At 47.4% G+C, this 19,650-nt stretch carries 16 protein-coding genes; 11 read left to right on the top strand and 5 right to left on the bottom strand.

All coding sequences use genetic code 11. The features are described from left to right. Positions 1-18: 18 nt before the first annotated feature. Complete coding sequence (locus AC6ESP_RS14495) at positions 19-180, bottom strand: hypothetical protein (RefSeq protein ID WP_497097451.1); 162 nt, start codon at positions 178-180, stop codon at positions 19-21. A gap of 410 nt (positions 181-590) precedes the next feature. Between AC6ESP_RS14495 and AC6ESP_RS14490 the strand changes: the two genes are divergently transcribed. From AC6ESP_RS14490 to AC6ESP_RS14480, 3 genes are all read left to right on the top strand, one after another. Next, positions 591-2,207 (top strand): S-layer homology domain-containing protein, encoded by a 1,617-nt coding sequence (locus AC6ESP_RS14490; RefSeq protein ID WP_497097450.1) that lies wholly within the window; start codon positions 591-593, stop codon positions 2,205-2,207. An 88-nt stretch (positions 2,208-2,295) separates the two neighbouring features. After that, positions 2,296-4,101 (top strand): ABC transporter substrate-binding protein, encoded by a 1,806-nt coding sequence (locus tag AC6ESP_RS14485; RefSeq protein ID WP_497097449.1) that lies wholly within the window; start codon positions 2,296-2,298, stop codon positions 4,099-4,101. Between the two features lie 102 nt (positions 4,102-4,203). Beyond that, a complete protein-coding gene (locus AC6ESP_RS14480; RefSeq protein ID WP_497097448.1) occupies positions 4,204-4,710 on the top strand; it encodes a GNAT family N-acetyltransferase in 507 nt (168 codons plus the stop codon). Positions 4,711-4,980: 270 nt separating this feature from the next. Here the strand turns inward: AC6ESP_RS14480 and AC6ESP_RS14475 are convergent, their stop codons facing one another. Then, positions 4,981-5,217 (bottom strand): hypothetical protein, encoded by a 237-nt coding sequence (locus AC6ESP_RS14475; protein ID WP_497097447.1) that lies wholly within the window; start codon positions 5,215-5,217, stop codon positions 4,981-4,983. A gap of 234 nt (positions 5,218-5,451) precedes the next feature. Between AC6ESP_RS14475 and pdxR the strand changes: the two genes are divergently transcribed. Together pdxR and AC6ESP_RS14465 are read left to right on the top strand one after the other, a co-directional pair. Further along, positions 5,452-6,909, top strand: coding sequence for a MocR-like pyridoxine biosynthesis transcription factor PdxR (pdxR, locus tag AC6ESP_RS14470; RefSeq protein WP_497097446.1), 1,458 nt, complete (start codon positions 5,452-5,454; stop codon positions 6,907-6,909). 17 nt (positions 6,910-6,926) lie between these two features. After that, on the top strand, positions 6,927-7,844 hold the full coding sequence (locus AC6ESP_RS14465; protein WP_497097445.1) for a D-alanine--D-alanine ligase: 918 nt from the start codon (positions 6,927-6,929) through the stop codon (positions 7,842-7,844). A gap of 95 nt (positions 7,845-7,939) precedes the next feature. On the opposite strand, the gene AC6ESP_RS14460 is transcribed toward AC6ESP_RS14465, so the two are convergent. After that, on the bottom strand, positions 7,940-8,830 hold the full coding sequence (locus tag AC6ESP_RS14460; protein ID WP_497097444.1) for an alpha/beta fold hydrolase: 891 nt from the start codon (positions 8,828-8,830) through the stop codon (positions 7,940-7,942). A gap of 170 nt (positions 8,831-9,000) precedes the next feature. On the opposite strand from AC6ESP_RS14460, the gene AC6ESP_RS14455 reads away from it, so the two are divergent. Continuing rightward, the gene (locus tag AC6ESP_RS14455) at positions 9,001-9,237 is read left to right on the top strand and encodes a hypothetical protein (protein ID WP_497097443.1); all 237 of its coding nucleotides are present in this window, start codon (positions 9,001-9,003) and stop codon (positions 9,235-9,237) included. 19 nt (positions 9,238-9,256) lie between these two features. Here the strand turns inward: AC6ESP_RS14455 and AC6ESP_RS14450 are convergent, their stop codons facing one another. Both AC6ESP_RS14450 and AC6ESP_RS14445 read right to left on the bottom strand, forming a co-directional pair. After that, positions 9,257-9,844, bottom strand: coding sequence for a TetR/AcrR family transcriptional regulator (locus AC6ESP_RS14450; RefSeq protein WP_497097442.1), 588 nt, complete (start codon positions 9,842-9,844; stop codon positions 9,257-9,259). A 130-nt stretch (positions 9,845-9,974) separates the two neighbouring features. Next, positions 9,975-11,342: a dicarboxylate/amino acid:cation symporter gene (locus AC6ESP_RS14445; protein ID WP_497097441.1), complete on the bottom strand. Its 1,368-nt coding sequence runs from the start codon at positions 11,340-11,342 to the stop codon at positions 9,975-9,977. A 383-nt stretch (positions 11,343-11,725) separates the two neighbouring features. On the opposite strand from AC6ESP_RS14445, the gene AC6ESP_RS14440 reads away from it, so the two are divergent. From AC6ESP_RS14440 to AC6ESP_RS14420, 5 genes are all read left to right on the top strand, one after another. Then, the gene (locus AC6ESP_RS14440) at positions 11,726-12,454 is read left to right on the top strand and encodes a hypothetical protein (RefSeq protein ID WP_497097440.1); all 729 of its coding nucleotides are present in this window, start codon (positions 11,726-11,728) and stop codon (positions 12,452-12,454) included. A gap of 73 nt (positions 12,455-12,527) precedes the next feature. After that, complete coding sequence (locus tag AC6ESP_RS14435) at positions 12,528-15,749, top strand: S-layer homology domain-containing protein (RefSeq protein WP_497097439.1); 3,222 nt, start codon at positions 12,528-12,530, stop codon at positions 15,747-15,749. Positions 15,750-15,947: 198 nt separating this feature from the next. Beyond that, complete coding sequence (locus AC6ESP_RS14430; RefSeq protein WP_497097438.1) at positions 15,948-16,337, top strand: CBS domain-containing protein; 390 nt, start codon at positions 15,948-15,950, stop codon at positions 16,335-16,337. A 186-nt stretch (positions 16,338-16,523) separates the two neighbouring features. Next, positions 16,524-17,216, top strand: a complete 693-nt coding sequence (locus AC6ESP_RS14425; RefSeq protein WP_497097437.1) for a response regulator transcription factor — start codon at positions 16,524-16,526, stop codon at positions 17,214-17,216. Beyond that, positions 17,194-19,422, top strand: coding sequence for a sensor histidine kinase (locus tag AC6ESP_RS14420; protein ID WP_497097436.1), 2,229 nt, complete (start codon positions 17,194-17,196; stop codon positions 19,420-19,422). The genes AC6ESP_RS14425 and AC6ESP_RS14420 overlap by 23 nt, the downstream gene beginning before the upstream one ends. Positions 19,423-19,650: the final 228 nt, after the last annotated feature.

Raw genomic sequence — 19,650 nt, 5'->3', positions numbered from 1 at the left:
TTTCTCTGTGTTCATCAATTAGAACATCGGGAAGACATAGCGGACTAGGAAGTACAAGGCGCCGAAGAAAATAATGATGTAAGCTGCATATTTGATGAAGGTAGCTGCGACCATACTGGAATCCGATTTTTTCTCGACATGGCGTTCTTCGATTTCTAGATTTCGTTGCTGTGTTGTCATAGAAACCACTCCCTCTTATTGTTTAAGTTAACAATGGTTACCCCAAGGGATGAGGGTTGAATCGGGTAAATCCTATCAAGCACTCCCAAACGACACATTTTCGCTATAAAATACTGTCACTCTCGTTCAGAACTATCGCTATCGTAACGGGTGGTGGAGGACATGTGGAGTTTCATTTTTCTATTTTTATGGTATCCGAATTCCTTGTTTTTATGAATCTAGGCGTGAGATGGTGTCGGCTTTCCAAGAGGTGAATCAGGATCTCCATCAGCTGAGGAGCTTATCGGTGGATTTGAAGAGTGCGGATTATGAGCTATAGCAATCTACCAACATTTTGCCCATGAATAATGCTAGAATCTTTGTTACGATATACAGATTGTGACTCTTCTATGATGAGAAGGAGGACCATCTTGAATCGTAATTTAAGTAAACAGATAGCTGCGATCCTTACTGTAATCAGCTTGTCAGTCTTCATTCTACAGCCAGCTTCCGCTGCTACAGCGAAGCTTCCCTTCCATGATATTGCAGCAAGCTATGCCAAGGATGCTATCACTAGATTGTATAATCAGCAGATTGTAACTGGAACCTCAGCCACTACTTACTCTCCTAAGCAGTCCGTGACGCGGGCTGAGTTTATTACGTTATTAGAACGATTGTTAGGGCTAGAGCCTGTGTCTAGTACGGTGTCGCCCTTCACCGATGTAGCCAGCAATGCTTGGTATTATGGCTATGTTCAAGCCGCTGTACAGCTAGGGCTGGCTGATGGCACGAGCTCCAGCACATTCGAGCCTAATAAGCAGGTGACACGGCAGGAAGCAGCCATTCTTCTTATTCGCGCCTTGAAGCAGTCCAGTGCTGGCGATGGCTCAACAGCAGTGTTCAATGATGCCCAAGCAATTGCTGACTGGGCCGCACCATCAGTTGCAGCGATTCAACAGCTAGGGCTTATGACTGGCGACAACAACGACGAATTCCGTCCGCAGGCACCGCTCACCCGTGAGGAAGCGGCTGCCATCTTGGATCGTGTGCTGCAGGGTGATCTGTGGTCTGATATGCTGGGAGCCGCATCGACAGCCGAGCCGATACAGCTGGGCTGGCAATACGGTCAGACGACAGCGCAGTATGAGCAGACGATTCTCCAATCGCATGTAAATACCCTTAGCCCACGGTGGTATTTTATATCTGCAACGGGCACTCTAACGGATAACACCGATCAGACGCTTCTGACCTGGGCAGACAAGAAGGGCAAAAAAGTATGGGCAATGGTCGGCAATCATTCGGATCTAGATGCGACACATGCCATGTTATCAAGCGCTGCGACTAGAACGAAAACCGTGGAGGCTCTGACGAAGGCGGTCAAGCAATATGGGCTGGACGGCTTGAATATTGACTTCGAGAACGTAGGTCCCTCAGATCGAACATATATGACGGCATTCATAACGGAGCTGAGCGCGAAGCTGCATGCGATAGATGCTATTGTCGCCGTGAATGTATCTCCTGATCTGGGAACGGACTGGACCGATGCATTCGATTACAGTGCATTAGGCAAACAAGCTGACTATATCGTAATGATGGGTTATGATGAGCATTGGGGCGGTTCGACTGCAGGCTCCGTTTCATCGCTTCCTTTTGTACAGAATGCGGTCACGAAATTGCTTAAGGTTGTATCGTCCTCTAAGGTCATATTAGCAATTCCTTCCTACAATCGCGATTGGATTATGAACAGCGATGGAAGCACGCAATCGTCAACCGTTATTAATCTTACGCAGCAGAACGCACTTATTCAGAAATATAAGGTTAGACCGGTGTGGAACAGCTCTGTCGGACAATATACGGTTAGCTATAAGAATAGCAGCTTGCAGCACCGGATATGGGTCGAGGATGGCCGTTCTCTCTCACTCAAATACAAAGTTGCCGTCGATAAGAATCTAGCCGGGCTTGCTTACTGGTATGTAGGCGGCGAAAGCACAGATGTATGGGGCAGCTTACGCAATGCAGAGCGGTTCTATCGAATGACGTTCGACTGATCTACAACAGAGGCTTATCGAAGATGAAGCTTACCCTCTTCGGTAAGCTTCTGTTTGCCATATACGGTGTGCACGAAGGAGGAACCCTATGTCATTGATGCAAGATTACATTCGAATACATAAAGCATATGCAGGGGCAGAGAAGGCTCAGCCTATCAGAGTTACGCTCAATGAGCTGGCGAGCACTTTATTCTGCACCCGACGAAACGTGAATTTGATTGTTTACAAAATGGTTGAGCGACGCTGGATTGACTATGCTGCGGGACGGGGAAGAGGGAATGCCTCTGAATTGACGTTCAAGCTCGCTTATGAGGATGCCTTGCTGCAAGAGTCGAGCAGACTTGTGGAGACAGGGCAGGTGCAGGCAGCCTTCGAGCTGGTCGATACATTCGGACAAGGCACTTCATTCCGCAGGGAAGCATTCGTAGAATGGCTGTCTGGTTATTTTGGTTATTCGGTTGATGATATTCAGGACGAATATACAGAGACGTTAAGGCTGCCCGTCTATCGGACGATCAATACAATGGACCCGGCCGAAGCTTTCTATGCGCTGGATTGCCATGTCATCCGCCAGGTGTTCGACACGCTGGTGGAATATGATTGGGAGGCTGGGCACTACAAGGGGCAGCTTGCGCACTACTGGAAGAGTGATGAGTCGGCGACGCAATGGACTTTTTATTTGAGGAAAGGGGTCGTCTTTCATCATGGTGAGGAGCTTCGTGCTGAGGATGTGAAGCACAGCCTGCTGCGCTTAGCCCGTTCGTCGTTCAAGCAGAGCTGGCTCGCCAAGGATATAGCGTCTATACATATTCTGTCTCGTTATGCGGTGCAGATTAAGCTGAGACGGCCGAATTATCTATTCCTCGCCTATATAAGCTATCCGCCGATGTCTATTATCTCTATACAAGAGAATACTCGTCACCGATTCTCTGACATAGGAGCCGAGCATGAAGGGGCTCTTGTCGGCAGTGGAGCTTATTGCATTGCTCAGCACAGCGAGGAGCTGTGGATACTCGAGGCGCATGATCGATATTGGAATGGGCGAGCCTTCATGGATCGCATCGAGATGATCGTTATCCCCATGAATGACAAGCAGGAGATGGAGCTGGATCCGAGCGTGCTGCTAGTCCATACAGACGATCGTAACGACGACAATACGCTGGAGGCTGCTCACGAATGGCAGCAGAATCAGGCAGCTACAGGCTGTACGGTGCTTACCTTGAATCAGAAGAAAGCTGGCATCATGCAGAATCATTATTTCAGGCAGGCGCTGGATGCTATGATTGATCGGGAGCGAATGGTTCGTGAGCTGGGAAGATCGAGAGCTCGCCCGGCAGACAGCCTATTATCTGATGGTATAGCAGGAGCGTTCGGCGTCAATCCAGAGCAAGCGAAGCAGCATCTTGCATGCTCTCCTTATAATGGAGAAGTGATTCGGCTCTTCACCTACCCCCGCCATGCCCCTGATGCCTATTGGCTTAGAGAGACGTTGGCGGCCTATGGGGTGAAGCTGGAGGTTGTCATTCATTCGTGGAAAGCTATGCTGCTGCAAGAAACGATCGAGCAAGCCGATATGATTCTATTCGAGGTTGTGATCAACGAAGGGATCATCAGGTTAATTGAAAGCTATAGCTCTCATTTCATCCATTCGCATCTTAGTGATGTACATACGCTATTGGTGAACGAGCATATAGACATGCTATTGCTGGAGCAAGAGGAGCAAGCACAGCGCCGTATTCTAATGCGGATAGAGCAGCAGTTGAAGGAGAATCACGCCTTTCTGTTCCTCGTTAATAAAACAGTACGAAGCTCCGCTCATCCAAGCCTGCATGCCGCTGAGCTGAATTACTCAGGCTGGATAGATTTCAAGAAGCTCTGGTTTGAGCCGAGCTAAAAGATGAAATCGAGCGTAAAGAATGACTCTTTTTCACCTTATCGACTTGTCTCATAATGGATAGTGAGAACAGTAATTCTATAACTATCGAGGTGAAGGTAATTGGTTAATCACGTGCAGATCAAGCAGTTGGAGTCACTAGGTGAGCACAAATCCGGACTCTCGGAGCTCCTCATACAGGTGGTAGAGAATGGCGCATCAATAGGCTTCTTGCCGCCGCTTGGACACGATGAGGCAGAGGCATATTGGAATCAGGTGCTGCAGCCGGAGATCATTCTATACGTTGCTGCTGTGAATGATGAGGTAGTGGGAACGGTACAGCTGCAATTGTGTACGAAGCCGAACGGCAAGCATAGAGCGGAGATCGCTAAGCTTATGACACATCCGGAGCATCGCCGCCTTGGCATCGGACGCTCGCTCATGCAGAAGGCGGAGGAGCGAGCGAGGCTGGAGGGAAGGTCGCTGCTGATACTGGACACGCGGGAGGGAGACCCTTCGAATAAGCTCTATCTCTCGATCGGCTATATCCAGGCAGGACGGATTCCTGACTTCGCTGAATCAGCGAATGGCGAGCTTAATGCGACTATTTTATATTACAAAAGCTTGTAGTAGGGCTCGAACAAAAACAAGGTAAATCATTTCGCTATTGGCGAAGCGGTTTACCTTGTTGTGCATATAGGATGAGTGTAGATGAGTGTTATCGGACATTAGCGCAATGAGCTTCCTTATTAGGGCAAGCAGCTGCGCCAACAAGGAAAATAGCTGCGATCGTTCATATAGGAAGACTCTAATACCGCAGAATAGCGTAACTCCTTCACGAAGAGCGTAAAGGCTTTCCTTGTTCACTGCTGCAGTCCAGTCGTATAGTTAAACGGGAGCTTACGCCTGTATAATGGTTTGGCTGGACATGGATGAAGGCAGCAGAGAGTAGACATTGCGCAGCATGAACACTTTGCGGCTTAGCTTGAACTTCGAGCCTTTGAATGTGCATCGGTCATAGTTAAAGTTCAGGGTGGAGATATGGATGGTGCAGTCCTTGAATGAGCAGCCGATATAATGGGAGCCGTCGAACTGGACCTCTTCATTCTCGAAAGCTCGGTTAACGATATAATCCATAGTGGATTCCTCCTTATAGGTTCTCGATTTATGATGTAGGTGCCTGGATAGTTGTGTTAAGCTGTAGCGATATAGATATTTACCCAGCATCTCGGATATGAAACAAAAAGTATCGGATAAATAAACGAAATTCGGTACAATAGAGCAGCAACCACAGCTACACAGAAAGATGCCTATTGTGGTGCTTATGCGGTATGCTGAATTATGCCATGATAGGAATAAGGGAGTGATGGGATGTATTCCGACATCAAGTTCGCGGAGGATCGTCCAGTATATATTCAAGTGAAGGACTATATAAAGCGGTTGATTATAAAAGGGGCGCTGCAAGCTGATCAGAAGCTCCCATCCACTCGTGAGCTGAGCGACCTGATGAAGGTTAGCCGCAATACCGTCGTAACGGCATATTCCGATCTGGAGGATGAAGGCTTCATCTATGCGCTCAAGGGCAAGGGCAATTTCGTTGCACATTCCGTATCTGGCGCTTCTGGCGAGCAGAAGGAGCAGAGGAAGCTCGATTGGCAGCAGCGAATCAGCCATTATGCGAAGACGGCGGAGCAGCATGATCTCATGAAGCACGGGATTAAGGCAGAGCGGGGATCGATTTCTTTTACCAGCATTGCGCCGGATGAGAAGCTGTTCGATCTGCATAATGTGAAGCGGGCTTTTCTCGATCGGATGTCGATAGAGGGCGAAGTCATCTTAAATTATGGCTATGCCAAAGGCTATAAGCCGCTAATGGACTATTTGCTGCATTACATGGAGAATAAGGGTGTTGATCTTGATGGGAAGGACATTCTCATTACGAATGGCTTCACCGAGGGCTTCGATTTGGTGCTTACTGCGCTTGGTAAGACGAGTGGCAGCGCAATCTGCGAGAATCCAACACACCATACTGCGATCAAAAACCTAAGGCTTCACGAGTTCGAGATAACCGGCGTTGATATGGAGCCCGATGGCATTAGTCTGCGTCAGCTGGAGAAGGAGCTGTCAAGCCGGCCGCATGATCTCGCTTATCTCGTGCCTTCTTACCATAATCCGACCGGTATTGTCATGTCTCCCGAGAAACGTCTGGAAGCGATTCGACTGCTCGGAGAGCATCAGGTTCCCATCATTGAAGATGGCTTCAATGAAGAGCTCAGGTATTCCGGCTCGCATGTGGCGCCGCTCATCGCAAGTGAAGGTAATGGGAATAACGTTATTTATATAGGCAGCTTCTCCAAAATCCTATTCCCCGGCCTGCGGGTCGGATGGGTCATTGCGGATAAAGAGCTGATTGGCTACTTAGAGAGCATGAAGCGGGCACGCAGCATTCATACCTCTACGCTGGATCAATCACTGCTCTATCAATATCTTCATAACGGCAATTTCGAGAAATATTTGAAGCGCGCTAAGGCCGAGTATAAAAGAAAATACGAGCTGGCCATCGAATGCTGCAAGCAGCATATTCCGCTATGTCGATTGTCTGGCGACGGGGGACTGCATCTGTTCCTTGAGTTTGCGCCTGCGTTCAAGACGCGCGAGCTGCTGAAGGCTTGCACGGCTAAGGGCGTCGTGTTCACGCCAGGAGATATTTTCTACACGGGAGAGGGGCAGGGACAGCATACGATGCGTCTAGGCTTCTCAAGAGTATCGGATGAGAATATCATTAAAGGCATCAAATCGATAGGCGAAGCAGCAAGAGCATTAAGCTAATAACAGGAGGAATTAGGATGAAAGTCGGCGTTATTATGGGTGGGGTATCTTCAGAGCGTGAGATTTCGCTATTAACGGGGCAGGAAATGATTGCGAATCTGGATCGTACCAAATATGAGGTATATCCCATTGAGGTTAACAGCAAGCGGGAGCTGATTGAGAAAGCAGCCGAGATGGACATCGCGCTGCTCGCCTTGCATGGGAAGTATGGCGAGGATGGAACAGTTCAGGGCACACTGGAATCGCTTGGCGTTCCTTATACGGGCTGCGGTGTGCTGTCCAGCAGCGTATGTATGGATAAGGAGATGTCCAAGAAGCTTCTTCGCTACGAAGGCATTCCTACAGGCAATTGGGTACAGGTGAGCAGTCTGGATGAGCTGTCGCCAGCAGCGGTCGAGGCGATAGGCTATCCGGTCGTTGTTAAACCCAACTCAGGCGGATCAAGTATTGGTACTCAGATCGTCAAGAGCGCCGATACGCTTGAGGCAGCTGTGCAAGATGCGCTGGTGTGGGACGATTCCGTCATGATCGAGCAATTCATCAGCGGTGAAGAAATTACTTGCGCTGTTCTGAATGGCGAGCTGCTGCCGATCGTCTCGATTCGCTCGCATTCCGAGTTCTTCGATTATACGTCCAAATACGAGGACGGCGGGGCGGATGAGCAGGTAGTGGAGCTGCCTGCTGACGTGCATGAGCGAGTTGCAGCGGCCGCGCTGGCCTGCTATAAGGCGCTGAAATGCAGCGTATATGCCCGCATTGACATGATTATTAAGGACGGTATGCCATTCGTGCTGGAAGTGAACACACTGCCGGGCCTTACGAAGAACAGTCTTCTTCCGAAGAGCGCAGCAGCGGCTGGCATTGCTTTCCCTAAGCTGCTAGATGCTATTATTGATTATTCATTGATCGAGAGACAGAAAGAGATGAAAGGCTAATATGCTCTTAGCTGCTTACAATATAAGCATCGAACCAAGGGCATCTATGAAGAGACGATTCGCGTCTAGCTTCCTAGATGCCTTTGTTCATGTCGTTAGTGCTGCTGCATATCGGTCTTCACTGCTTGGAGAATAGAGGTCCATGTCGTCTCATCGGCCGACAGGAAATGGCCAGCATTCGGGATGCTGTAGAACGTACCTTGAGGGATTTGACTAGCAAGCTTCTTCGTCTCAATATAAGGCGCCATTCGGTCTGCTTCACCGTGCCAGATCCGGACGGGAATTGAAATATCGGCAACATCGAAGCCCCATGGCTTCGATAGCAGACGGATTTCATCGACTGCTCCATCAACACGAAGTCTGATCGCCTCACCGAGATGCAGCATCGTTTCTTGGATTTGTTCATTGGTTTGAACGCAAGCTTGGTCCCATTCGCAGAGATGCTTGTTGCCCCTCTTCATCGCCGTAATAAACTGCTCAGGCTTGCTCTGAATCATTTTGCTCTGCATGCGATAGCTGTATCGAAGCAGCCAAGGCAGGTGGTTGCCGAGGGAGAAGGCGATTCGATTCTCCTTGTTCATTTCCCGAGGCGGCTTACCGTTGATGAATGGCGCTGCACTGGATACGAGAGCTACACTCTGGAGTCTTCCTGGCAGCTGATGTGCGCAGGCAGCAGCATAGGCGCCGCCCCCCGATATGCCAAGAACAGAGAAGGAACCGATCTGCAGGTGATCTGCCAGCTGCTCCACATCCTTTGCCCAGTCAAGGACGGTTCTATCAGGCTTGGGATCAGAAGCGCCGAAGCCCGGGCGATCAGTCGTGATGAGCCGTAAGCCGAGTGAACGGGCGATATCATCGTCCTCCAAATACCACAGCCGTGATCCAGGGGTTCCGTGGAATAAGAATAGCGGAACGCCTTCCTGTGCGCCGTATTCCATATAAGCTAACTTTCTTCCGTCAGCAAGTTGAATGAATGATCCTCTCATAATAGCCTCCAATATGGATCAGTCTGCTTCGTTCTGTTAAAAAACCGACTGATCAGTCTAATTTATTGTAAAAAGAAAAGACATGATCGAAGCAATGTTGCGCCTTGAAAAATGTCTTATTTTTGAAAATAATGATAAAATGCAACAAATATGAAATAGGGGGGATATCGGTGACCAAACAGTCAGCTCTATTATTATGTTCGGGAGCGGTTCTGATCATTTTTGGGATATTGCCTTTTATAGTTGCTTATCCATACAGCGATAGTCCCCATTCTGGTCCATCCACCATTGGGGAGCTTGTCATAATGATGGCTTATGAAGGCTCTGGATGGTGCTTAATCGCAGGGGCAGCTTGTTTAGCCTTATTCACGCTGTTAGTGATTAAGCATAGAAAAGCTCTGATCTAAGTCAGCATTCTCGGTTTAGTTAAGCCGGGCTGTTGACTCCGAACAAGAATACGTCGATGCTTTTTCGATATAGTCGTTTGATCTCTTGCAGGTTAGTCTCGAAATACAGGGTTCCGAGTCCGCCTAACAGCCCTTGAAGAATGAGCATCAGATCATGAGTATTGTCAGACTTAAGCTCGCCCGACGTTACGCCTTCCTCAAGCACCTTCTCGTACAAATGGTAGGAGGATCGCAGATGTCCCAGCAGCTCATTCATCATATCGGTATCAATGATTTGACTGGTCATAAATTCATTGGCTGCATGCATGATGGGATTCTCGAAGTCATCCGCGTAATGATCAGCGAGTGCATACAGCTTCTCAGCTGTCGATGCGCATAGCTGCTCTTTCTCCGTCCAAGCCTCATTCCACTCATCAGATCTCAGCTTAATAACGGCAAGGAATAGCTCTTCCTTGCTCTTATAATAATAATAGATGCTGCCTTTGCTGCGTCCGGTAATTCGACATACCTCGTCCATCGAGGCGGCGGCATACCCTTTCTGCGAGAATAGCTCCATCGCTTGGGCAGCTATTTCTTGCTTGATCTGTCCTGCTGGCCTTCTCTTCATTACGTCCACTCCTAAAAACCGACTACTTAGTCTAATTTAACATGAGTCATCAATTGGGTCAATATGGTATGAAAAAGAGAGCATCATCAGCCGCTTGCGTTTTGCAGGGCTAATGATGCTCTCTATTTACTTAGACCGTATTCAGGAGAATCTCATCCTCACTGTCTTTGCGATTGAAGGCTTCACGATCGAATTCATCTTCTGAATTGGCAACAAGCAAAGCCGTAACGGTAGTTCCGGTTGCATTGACAGCGGTTCGGCCCATGTCAATGAGCGCCTCCACGCCAGCGACGATTGCCATACCTTCAAGAGGAAGGCCCAGCGCCGTTAATACGACGGTTGTGGAGATGACAGCCGGCCCAGGGACTCCAGCGACACCAATAGAAGAGATAATGCTAACCAGTACTAGCGTAATATAGTCCGTTACCGTCAGATCAATGCCGAATACCTGCGCGGTGAATACAGCTACAATGGCAGGCCATATACCACCGCAGCCATTGAAGTTGACGGATGCGCCTAACGGAGCAACGAAGCTGGCAATCCGTGGGGACACATGAAGCCGCTTGGTGATGACCTCCAGATTGACCGGAAGCGTGGCATAGCTGCTGCGAGTTGTGAACGCGACGGCGATTGTCGGGTATATTTTACGGAAGAATGTAATGGGATTGACCTTGGCGACAAGCAGAACCAATCCGCCGAATATCAGGACGAAATGCACAATAAGCGCCACATAGGAGATGGCAATCACGCTGCCCAATTCCTGTAGGGTCTCCAAGCCATAACGTGCAGTAATGCCGGCAATGAGAGCAAATACACCATAAGGCGTCAGGCGTATAATGAATTTCACGACCTGATGCAGCACCTGCGTCAACGATTCAATGAGATCACGCACCGGCTTGACGACCTCTGGCTTCTTAGCACCGACTTTGATAATGGCCACCGCGAGAAAGATAGCAAAGATCAATAGAGGAACAACCTTGCCAGTAGCCGCTTCATTAACAGGGTTAGAAGGAACAAGATCTAATATAACCTGTGAGAAGGTAGGAATCTCACGGGCTTCGAAATCAGCAGGAATCTCTTGTTTAATCCCTTGTCCCGGGTTGAACAGCAGCGCCACAGAGAGCCCGATGATAGAAGCAATTCCCGTTGTTCCAAGAAACCAGGCGAACGTTTTGAATCCGATTTTGCGCAAATATTCCAGGTTGGTTAAGGAAGAAATACTATTAAGTACTAGTACGAATACCAAAGGAATAACGAGCATGCGGATCAAGCTGACATAAATGCTGCCGAATGTGGTGATAGCCTTCGTCTCGAATTCCAGAAACTGAAAGAAAATACCTACGATAAGTCCAATTCCTAGCCCAACTAGCACCCGGGTTCCAAATCCGACTCGCTTACGTGCCAAGAAGAATAGAATAGCGAACACAAATATAGATACGACAAATCCATACCAGTTCGTCTCAATTGCAGTGAGTAAATTATTCTCGATGTTGTTCATTACTTACAAGACCTCCAAAACCAAGTTATTTGATGTGATTAAATGTATATATAAAATCCCTTGTTGTCAATACCAAAATTTAGTAGTTTTATTTAAATCCGATAAAACTTATAGGATAAATAATTTTCTTGTTGACATAGGATGCTTGCATGAATAATATGGTAATTAACACAAATTATTTTGGAATCAACTGGATCACCAGAGATTCAACTAGGACGCGGATACTGCGTTCAGGTTGGATCTTTTTTTTGTATAAGGGGGGAAGACAGGGTTAGCTCAAGGCAGTTATTTGAATCATTATTCACACTAACAATGAAGCTGCGGCAGACAGCACGCTAAAGAGTGCCGGGTCGCGAGCCAAACGAAAAGGATGGTACAAACATATGAAAAAGCTTACGATCTCTTTGATTACAGGAACTTTAGTGTTCTCCGCAATTACCTTCGCAGCCGTATCTACAAATAAGAAGACGGTTGACGCTGCACAGCTTCAAGAAAATATCGGCACGGCAGTTGTTGAAACTGTAGCCGAAAGTCCAGTTCAAGTATCAGGTTCCAATACAGAGACAATTGCTCAACCGGCAGCGGCAGCAGAAAAGGCAGCAGACACTGTACAGGAAGAGTCGGCACCAACCTTGGTAAGTGAAAAGGCTCAGCCTCATGCAGCTACTCATGAAGAAGCTGCAGCATCAAAAAAGGAAACAGCAGAACAACAAAATACTGCGCCTGCTAGTAAAACAGCTCAACCGAAAACAGTGAAGGCTGAGGTATCAGAAGTAGAAGTCCCTCAAGTGAAGGCAGCTGCACCAGCACCATCCGCATCGGCCAAACCACAATCGAGCACAGCAGCGCCGAAGGCAGCAACTGAAGTTCCTGCTGAAGCTCCAGCCGCAGCACCAGTCCAGCCGGAGGCAGCACCAGAAGCTCCTTCCAAAAAGGTGACATTCTCTACAACCGAAGCTGCAAAAGCATCTACACCTGCTGCGACGGAAAGCCCATCCAAATCATCTTCAAGCACATCTTCTTCAACAAGCAGCAATTCCTCTTCAAGCAATAATTCTTCTGCTCCTGTAGAAGCTGCTCCAGCACCTGAAGCTGAGGAAGAAATTTGCTAATCAGCAAGCATGGTGCTGATGCGTCCTAGTAATGAACATACCTATAAACCAATCCAACTCTGAGGTGTAGATAATGATAAAACGATTTCAGCCAAAGAAAATGGTGACAATGCTTCTGGCGGCCTCCCTGCTTGTTCTGCCTATCCAGACGGGCATAGCCCGCGCCAATGAGGCAGTGGCATTGACCAACCTGTCTAGTAACGGCAAGGTAGATCACTTTGATTATTTCAGCAATGTATACGAGAATTTGAATACTTCCCATGTGTTTAAGACAGCAACTTACGAGGATATCGTTAATCTGTTTGACAGCGAGGGGACCTATGCAGTCCTGATCGGAGGCGCATGGAGCGAGAAAACGCAAGCGGATATCGGCTTCATTAATGAGGCAGCCAAGGAGTATGGCGTATCCACCATTTATAATTTTGACACGAAATTGGATGGAGACACGCTGCAGATTGCTGAGACGGGCAATCCTTTTGCCCATAAATATGTCGATCTGGTTAATAAGTATTTGACCAACTTGAATCTCTACGACAAATCAGATCCTGCTCATAACGTCAGTTATGTTAAAAATGGTGAAACCCTTACAGTAAATAAAATCGAAGAGCCGTTCCTATTCGTATATAACAAGGATCATAAGGATGAGCAGGGCAACAGCGCTCCGATTGTCGCTTCCCTTCATGAGGGCAAGGAATGGTCCGAGTTTCTGACCGATGGCGTTCTTGACCAGACGAAGGTGTCCGCGTACAAGGAACAAGTAAAAACCGTGTTTGGTGCTGCAGCTGTATACAGCACGATAGACGAGTCGGCTTATATCCAAGAGGCATTCAATAGAAACTACTTAGGTGAAAATGCCGGCAAACCAGCTATTTTTACGCCTGGAGATGAAGATCTTGTCTATGAGCATGTAACCTATCATCAATTGGAGCAGATCCTGCAAAGCGAAGGGAATTATGCCATCCTCTTCGGCGGCTCTTGGTGCCCGAATACACAAGCTATCATTAAATACATTAATGAGTATGCGAAGAAGCATGGCATAGATAAAATTTATTTTTTTGATACCAAGCTTGATTCAGGTGTGACAGTGGCTCAGCCTGACAATAATTCCGGAACGCAAGGAAGCTCTAATCCACACAATAACAATGAGCTGCAGATTAGAGCGACAAACCATCCTTACGCTAAATTGTATGTGGATCTAGTCAATACTTATCTGACTAACATTACGACTCAGAACAACACAGCGACGGTTCCTACCGTTATCAGCTACACCGACGAGCTTGGCAGCACGGTTAGTGGAGACAGACTTCAAGTCCCTTATCTATTCACGTATAACAAGGACAATAAGGATAGCAATGGCGATTCAGCTCCTATTCTTGGACACGTAGAATTGATGTATTCCTGGACGAATATTCAACCAGATGCTCCAGCCAGCGGAAGCTATCCTGTTGGGGCGAGATACAGCAATACAGTTCTTGCGCTCAATACCCTATTCTCCAAGCTTGAAGCAGTGCCTTCCAATGTCTACGGTGTGGCGCCAACTTCCGAAGGTGGCAGCGATGGGCAAATTGCAGGTACTACAACAGCACTGGAATACAAAAGCGTATCTGACGCGGTGTACACACCTGTAACCGGAACGAGCATTACCGGATTAGCAGCAGGTACTTACCAAGTACGATATGCAGCTACAAGCGGCTATCAAGGTCCTACCTCTGCTACAGGAGCTACAGCTATTCCTTATGCGGCAGGCGAATCCGTTAATGTTGTAGTTCCAGCATACGGAGGACAAGTACTGGAAGATCAAGCAGCACCAGTGGGGTTAACTGGAGTAGCTCCTTCCTCAGCAGCATCCAATAATGGTAAAATTACAGGCACTACTGCAGCCCAAGAATATAAATTGTCTAGCGCTGCTAATTATTTGCCGGCTACGGATACTGAAATTACTGGTCTGGCAGCAGGTACTTATCATGTGCGGTATGCAGCCAAGCAGGGGTATAATGCTGGAGCTGTTGCCACCGTAATCGTACCGGCGTATGTGTCTCCATCTAATCCGGGGACTGGCCCATCACCTACGCCAACCGACCCTACAGCACCGACAGATACTGAGCCGAATAATCCGACTCCAGGAGAATCGATAACAGTAGTTGCCGAAGCAGTCTCCACTACGGACGAGACGACAGGGGTAACAACAGCAACAGCTCCTGTAGCTAATCTCTCAGCGTTTATCGAAGCTGCCCAAAAAGCTGAGCTGGCTGGCAATAAGATCGTGTTGGAAATTAAGGTTGCAGCAACAGAGAAAACCCTTACAGCTCAGCTGACCCTGCCAAGAAGCGCACTTGATGCAATTGCTGCAGGTACAGAAGCTAAGATTAAAGTGAATATCGCAGGCGTTGGTATCATCGTGTTCGATGCCAAATCTGTGGCAAGTATTAGTGCATCCGCGGGTACGGGTGACATTCACATTAGTATTGCTAAGGTCTCCTTGACCGAAGAGGGCAAGGCTGTACTCGGAGACAGACCTGTCTACGACTTGTCGGTTAAAGCGGGTGATAGTGAGGTTGTATCCTTTGGTGGAGGAGAAGTGAATGTCAGCGTCCCTTATACGCTCCAAGCTGGTGAAGAGGCAAATGCCGTAATTGTCTACTATATTAATGCTGAAGGCGGTTTGGATTACGTGCGCGGCAGATACGCTTCAGGCACAGTAGACTTTGTTACCACACATTTCTCCAGCTATATTGTTGGCTATAATAAAGTCGACTTTACCGATGTATCATCAACAGCGTGGTACAATGATGCGATTAGCTTCCTCGCTGCAAGAGGTATTACAAGCGGTACTGACGAGAGTCACTACAGTCCCAATGCCGCGGTCACTAGAGGTCAATTCATCGTATTGCTGTTAAAAGCATATGGCATAACGCCTGGCGCTGATGGCGCTGATAATTTTGCCGATGCAGGCAGTACGTATTACACGAACTACCTGTCTGTTGCCAAGCGTCTGGGGATTGCAACCGGAACCGGGGATAACCAGTTCAAGCCAGACAGTCAACTGACAAGACAGGAGCTATTCACCCTGCTGCACCGTGCTCTTAATGCGCTGGGTGAGCTGCCTACTGAGAAAACCACTGCAGCAGTTGCTGACTTCAGTGATGCCGGACTGATTCCTGCGTACGCTCAAGAGGCCTTTAAGGCTCTCGTAGAAGGTGGAATCATAACTGGAAATAACAAGAAGCTCAGCCCGCAAGGGGTATCTACACGCGCAGAAGTAGCACAGGTTCTCTATCAGCTGCTTTCGAAATAGGTCAAGGAACATAAGAGATGATTCCTGTATGTAATGTACAGGAGTCATCTTTTTTTAGTTGTTGTACAGATTCTCGAAGACCTCCTTTGTAGGAGGATAGCAAATAATTAACAATTCCTTGATCTGATGCGGCATCAGGATTAATAAATGACCTTCATACTAGGTGTGTAAGCATTCACTAAGGGAAGGTGATCAGCCATGACGCTAACGTTGGATAACATCTCGATTGACAGCCGCGCGATTCTAGCTGCTATACAGCAAGCGCCAACCGTAGCTTCCAATAAATTCTGTTATGAAACACTGCAGGTATTAAGGAGCTATCCAGAGATCCCCTATGTCGTCGTGTGCGATAAGAAGGAGCATCCCATTGGATTAATTGCTCGTGACAGCTTTTTTCTAAGAATGAATAATCCATCGGGCATCGACTTATTGTACAGAGAGCATGTGAAGAAGCTTATGAAACAAATTCCTCTCGTCATGGAGCTGGACCAGCTCATTATGAATCCTTCCTCCCGCCACAGCCTCGAGCTCATCGTTCTAACGAAGCAAGGAAAGTACGCAGGCGTACTTGCTGCAGCAGATCTCTAATAGAAAGAGCCCAACTCGAATACGAACAACGGCTGAAGCTGTCCTACCGAGGACGGTTTTTTTGTTATTTTCACGCCAATCCCCGGAAATATTAAGAAGTTCTTCATAACTATCCTTAATAGATGTTAAGATTTACCGTTTACTATTAAGATAAGGAATGAAGGTCACTAGAAAGCAGGGGAACATGTGAATCATTATTCGGTGCTGGTTGTTGATGATGATAAGGAAATACGGGATGCGATTGAGATTTATTTGAAGCAGGAAGGAGTGGCTGTGCTCCACGCGCAGGATGGGATTGAGGCACTCGAGATCATTAATGAGCACCCGATTCACCTCATTATTCTGGATATTATGATGCCGAGGCTGGATGGGATAGCCGCTACCTACAAAATTCGTGAGAAGAAGAATATACCTATTCTTATACTTAGTGCAAAAAGTGAGGATAGCGATAAAATATTAGGCCTCCACGTAGGAGCGGATGACTATATTACGAAGCCATTCAACCCTATGGAGCTTGTCGCCCGCGTGAAATCGCAGCTCAGGAGATATATCACGCTTGGTACATATGAAGGTGCTAGCAAGGTAATTGATCTAAAGGGGCTGACCTTGGACAAAGCCGCCAAAGAAGTAACGGTTGATGGAGAGCCAGTGAAGCTTACGCCAATCGAATATCGAATCGTAGAATTGCTGATGACTAACGCCGGCAGGGTGTTCTCTATTAATGAAATCTATGAACGGGTGTGGAAGGAGCCCTGCTATAACGCGGACAATACAGTAGCCGTTCACATCCGAAAGATTCGAGAGAAGATCGAGATCGATCCGAAAAATCCAAAGTACTTGAAGGTGGTGTGGGGCATTGGCTACAAAATGGAAAAGTAGAGTGAGATTTGTCGCGTGTGCCTTCTTGTTTACTTTTGGCCTAAGCGGGATTCTACTGGTAAGCACATACGGTAATCATTATGTTAGCCGAGACTATTTCCAAACGGCTGAATTTCAAGGTGAGCTCGATCAATTTGCCCGGTATTTAAGCCTATTCGAGTTGAATATGATCACCTTAGAAGAAGCGAAACAAACGATACAAGTGACGGAAGCCGATATCGATGAATATCGCTTCCGTAATGGCAATCTAACGCAGCAGATTACAGACATTGAGAATCAGTACCATACGCTGATCGAGGAAGCATTAGCGCTTGGCAAGCAGAATCTTGCAGATCTTTATAAGGAAGAGAGAGACGCCCAGCTAGAGGATATTACTAACAATTTCAAAAGTGTGGAGCATGTGACCGCCAAGATTATAAGAGAAAAAGAACAAAGGATAGAAGAATACTTCAATGAACTTCAATTTAGTCGTTCCGAATATTGGGGATACAAAGAATCATTATATTATTATATGGAGAATAAAGGCGTTGCTAAGGTCTATACCAATGTGAGCCCATCAGATGCTGCATCTGTAGAAGCGCATATGAATTCCTCGAACGTGATGTTTAGAACCAGTTATTCCATACCAGTCGAATATTCGATACTTAACCGCATTCCGGAATTGAATAGTCAGGTAGATGCTATTATTCCGTTCGAGGGAGAAATTGCGGTGTCCAGCTCCCTTCCAGCGTCGAACCCCATCATGATGAAATACAAGCATTATCAAACGGAACGAATGCTGCTGGCGGTATACACCTTAGCGAGCATAGCTGCTCTGCTTGCCTATTGGTTTGCGGTAAGAAAAGCGCCCGTGATTCCTGTGGAGCTGGACCAATGGAAGCCTTATTACAACAAGCTTCCAATTGATCTGCGAGCCGTGTTATTCAGCGTAACAGTGATTGCCGGCATCCTATCGTTGTTCACTATCCATGAACAAATGCTCTACGTATTCTCGAATTCGTCAGGTGATCGCTGGAATACAATCGGCAGCTGGATCATAGCATCGGTCTTGATGTGCCTTGCCCTTGTCCAAGGCAGGCTCCTTGGAGCAGAATTGAAGGATTGGAGCAGCTTCAGACTGCAATGGGACAAAAGTCTGCTGAGCAGGCTCGGGCAGAGCATGAAGCAGGTCTCGCGGAACGTAATGGGCAGCATGCAGGATGCTTTTCTTATTAAAAGCATGGGTGTGCAGCTATTCATCCTTTTGACAATCGTGTTCGGATTAGGGCTAGCCTCAAGTATGATGTTCATCGATTCGGAGTATATGATCATCTACCTTATACCGATTGTCGGTATTGGAGCTCCCGTTGTTATTCTCCTCATTAAGAGAATTGGTTATTTCAATCGAATTGCAATGACCACTAATGAGCTTGCTGCTGGGAGCCTCGGGCAGGATTTGCCGGTACTCGGGAAGTCGATTCTGGCATTAACCGCAGGAAATATTAATGTACTTAAGCATGGTGTGAGGACGCTGCAGACTGAGAATGCCAAGAGCGAACGGCTGAAGACGGAGCTGATCACGAATGTAAGCCATGACCTTCGCACACCGCTGACCTCTATCATTACGTATACCGAGCTCTTGAAGAAGGATGATCTGTCTAGCGAAGACCGTTCTGCTTATCTCGCTGTACTTGATCGGAAATCCAAGCGGTTAAAGGTGTTGATTGATGATCTATTCGAAGTGTCCAGAATGGCCAGCGGGAATATCGAATTATCACTGGAGAGGGTTGATCTCGTCCAGCTGCTCCAACAAGCGCTTGCAGAATATGATAACCCTATTCAAGAGTCCACCCTGCAATTCCGAATTGCGAATACAGAGAAGGCCGTACACGCCTTGGTCGATGGGAAGAAGCTATGGCGTGTATTCGATAACCTGATTGGCAATATTCTGAACTATTCGCTGGAGCACTCACGCGTCTACATTACGATTCAGACGTTGGGCAGTGAGATCATCATAGCGTTCAAGAATGTGTCCAAATACGAGCTTAGCGACAATAGTGAGGAGCTGTACGAGCGGTTCAAGCGTGGAGATAAGTCTCGTCATACAGAGGGCTCAGGTCTTGGGCTTGCTATTGCAAAGTCTATTGTGGATCTTCATGAGGGCAGGCTCGCCATTGAAACCGATGGTGATCTATTCAAGGTCAGTATTGCTCTGAAGGCCGAGTAGCTAGGATGAAATGTTTACAAATCATGGATGACGATGATAAAATCAGAGAAGTTGATTGAAAAGGGGAATTTACACGTATGCCAGTATCCTTGTAATGGTTAGTCTTAAGTCGAGCGAACGAAGTTGTGAATAATGACAACGGGATTCGTGCGCCCTTTTGACCCCTTTACAAGTGCTTGGCAGGACGATTTATACCTGCGGAGTGCCTATTTGGGGCATTCCGTTTTT

The organism is Paenibacillus xinjiangensis (assembly GCF_059686975.1).
Note: the sequence above shows the minus strand (reverse complement) of the source record. Positions and strands in the feature narration are given on the sequence as shown.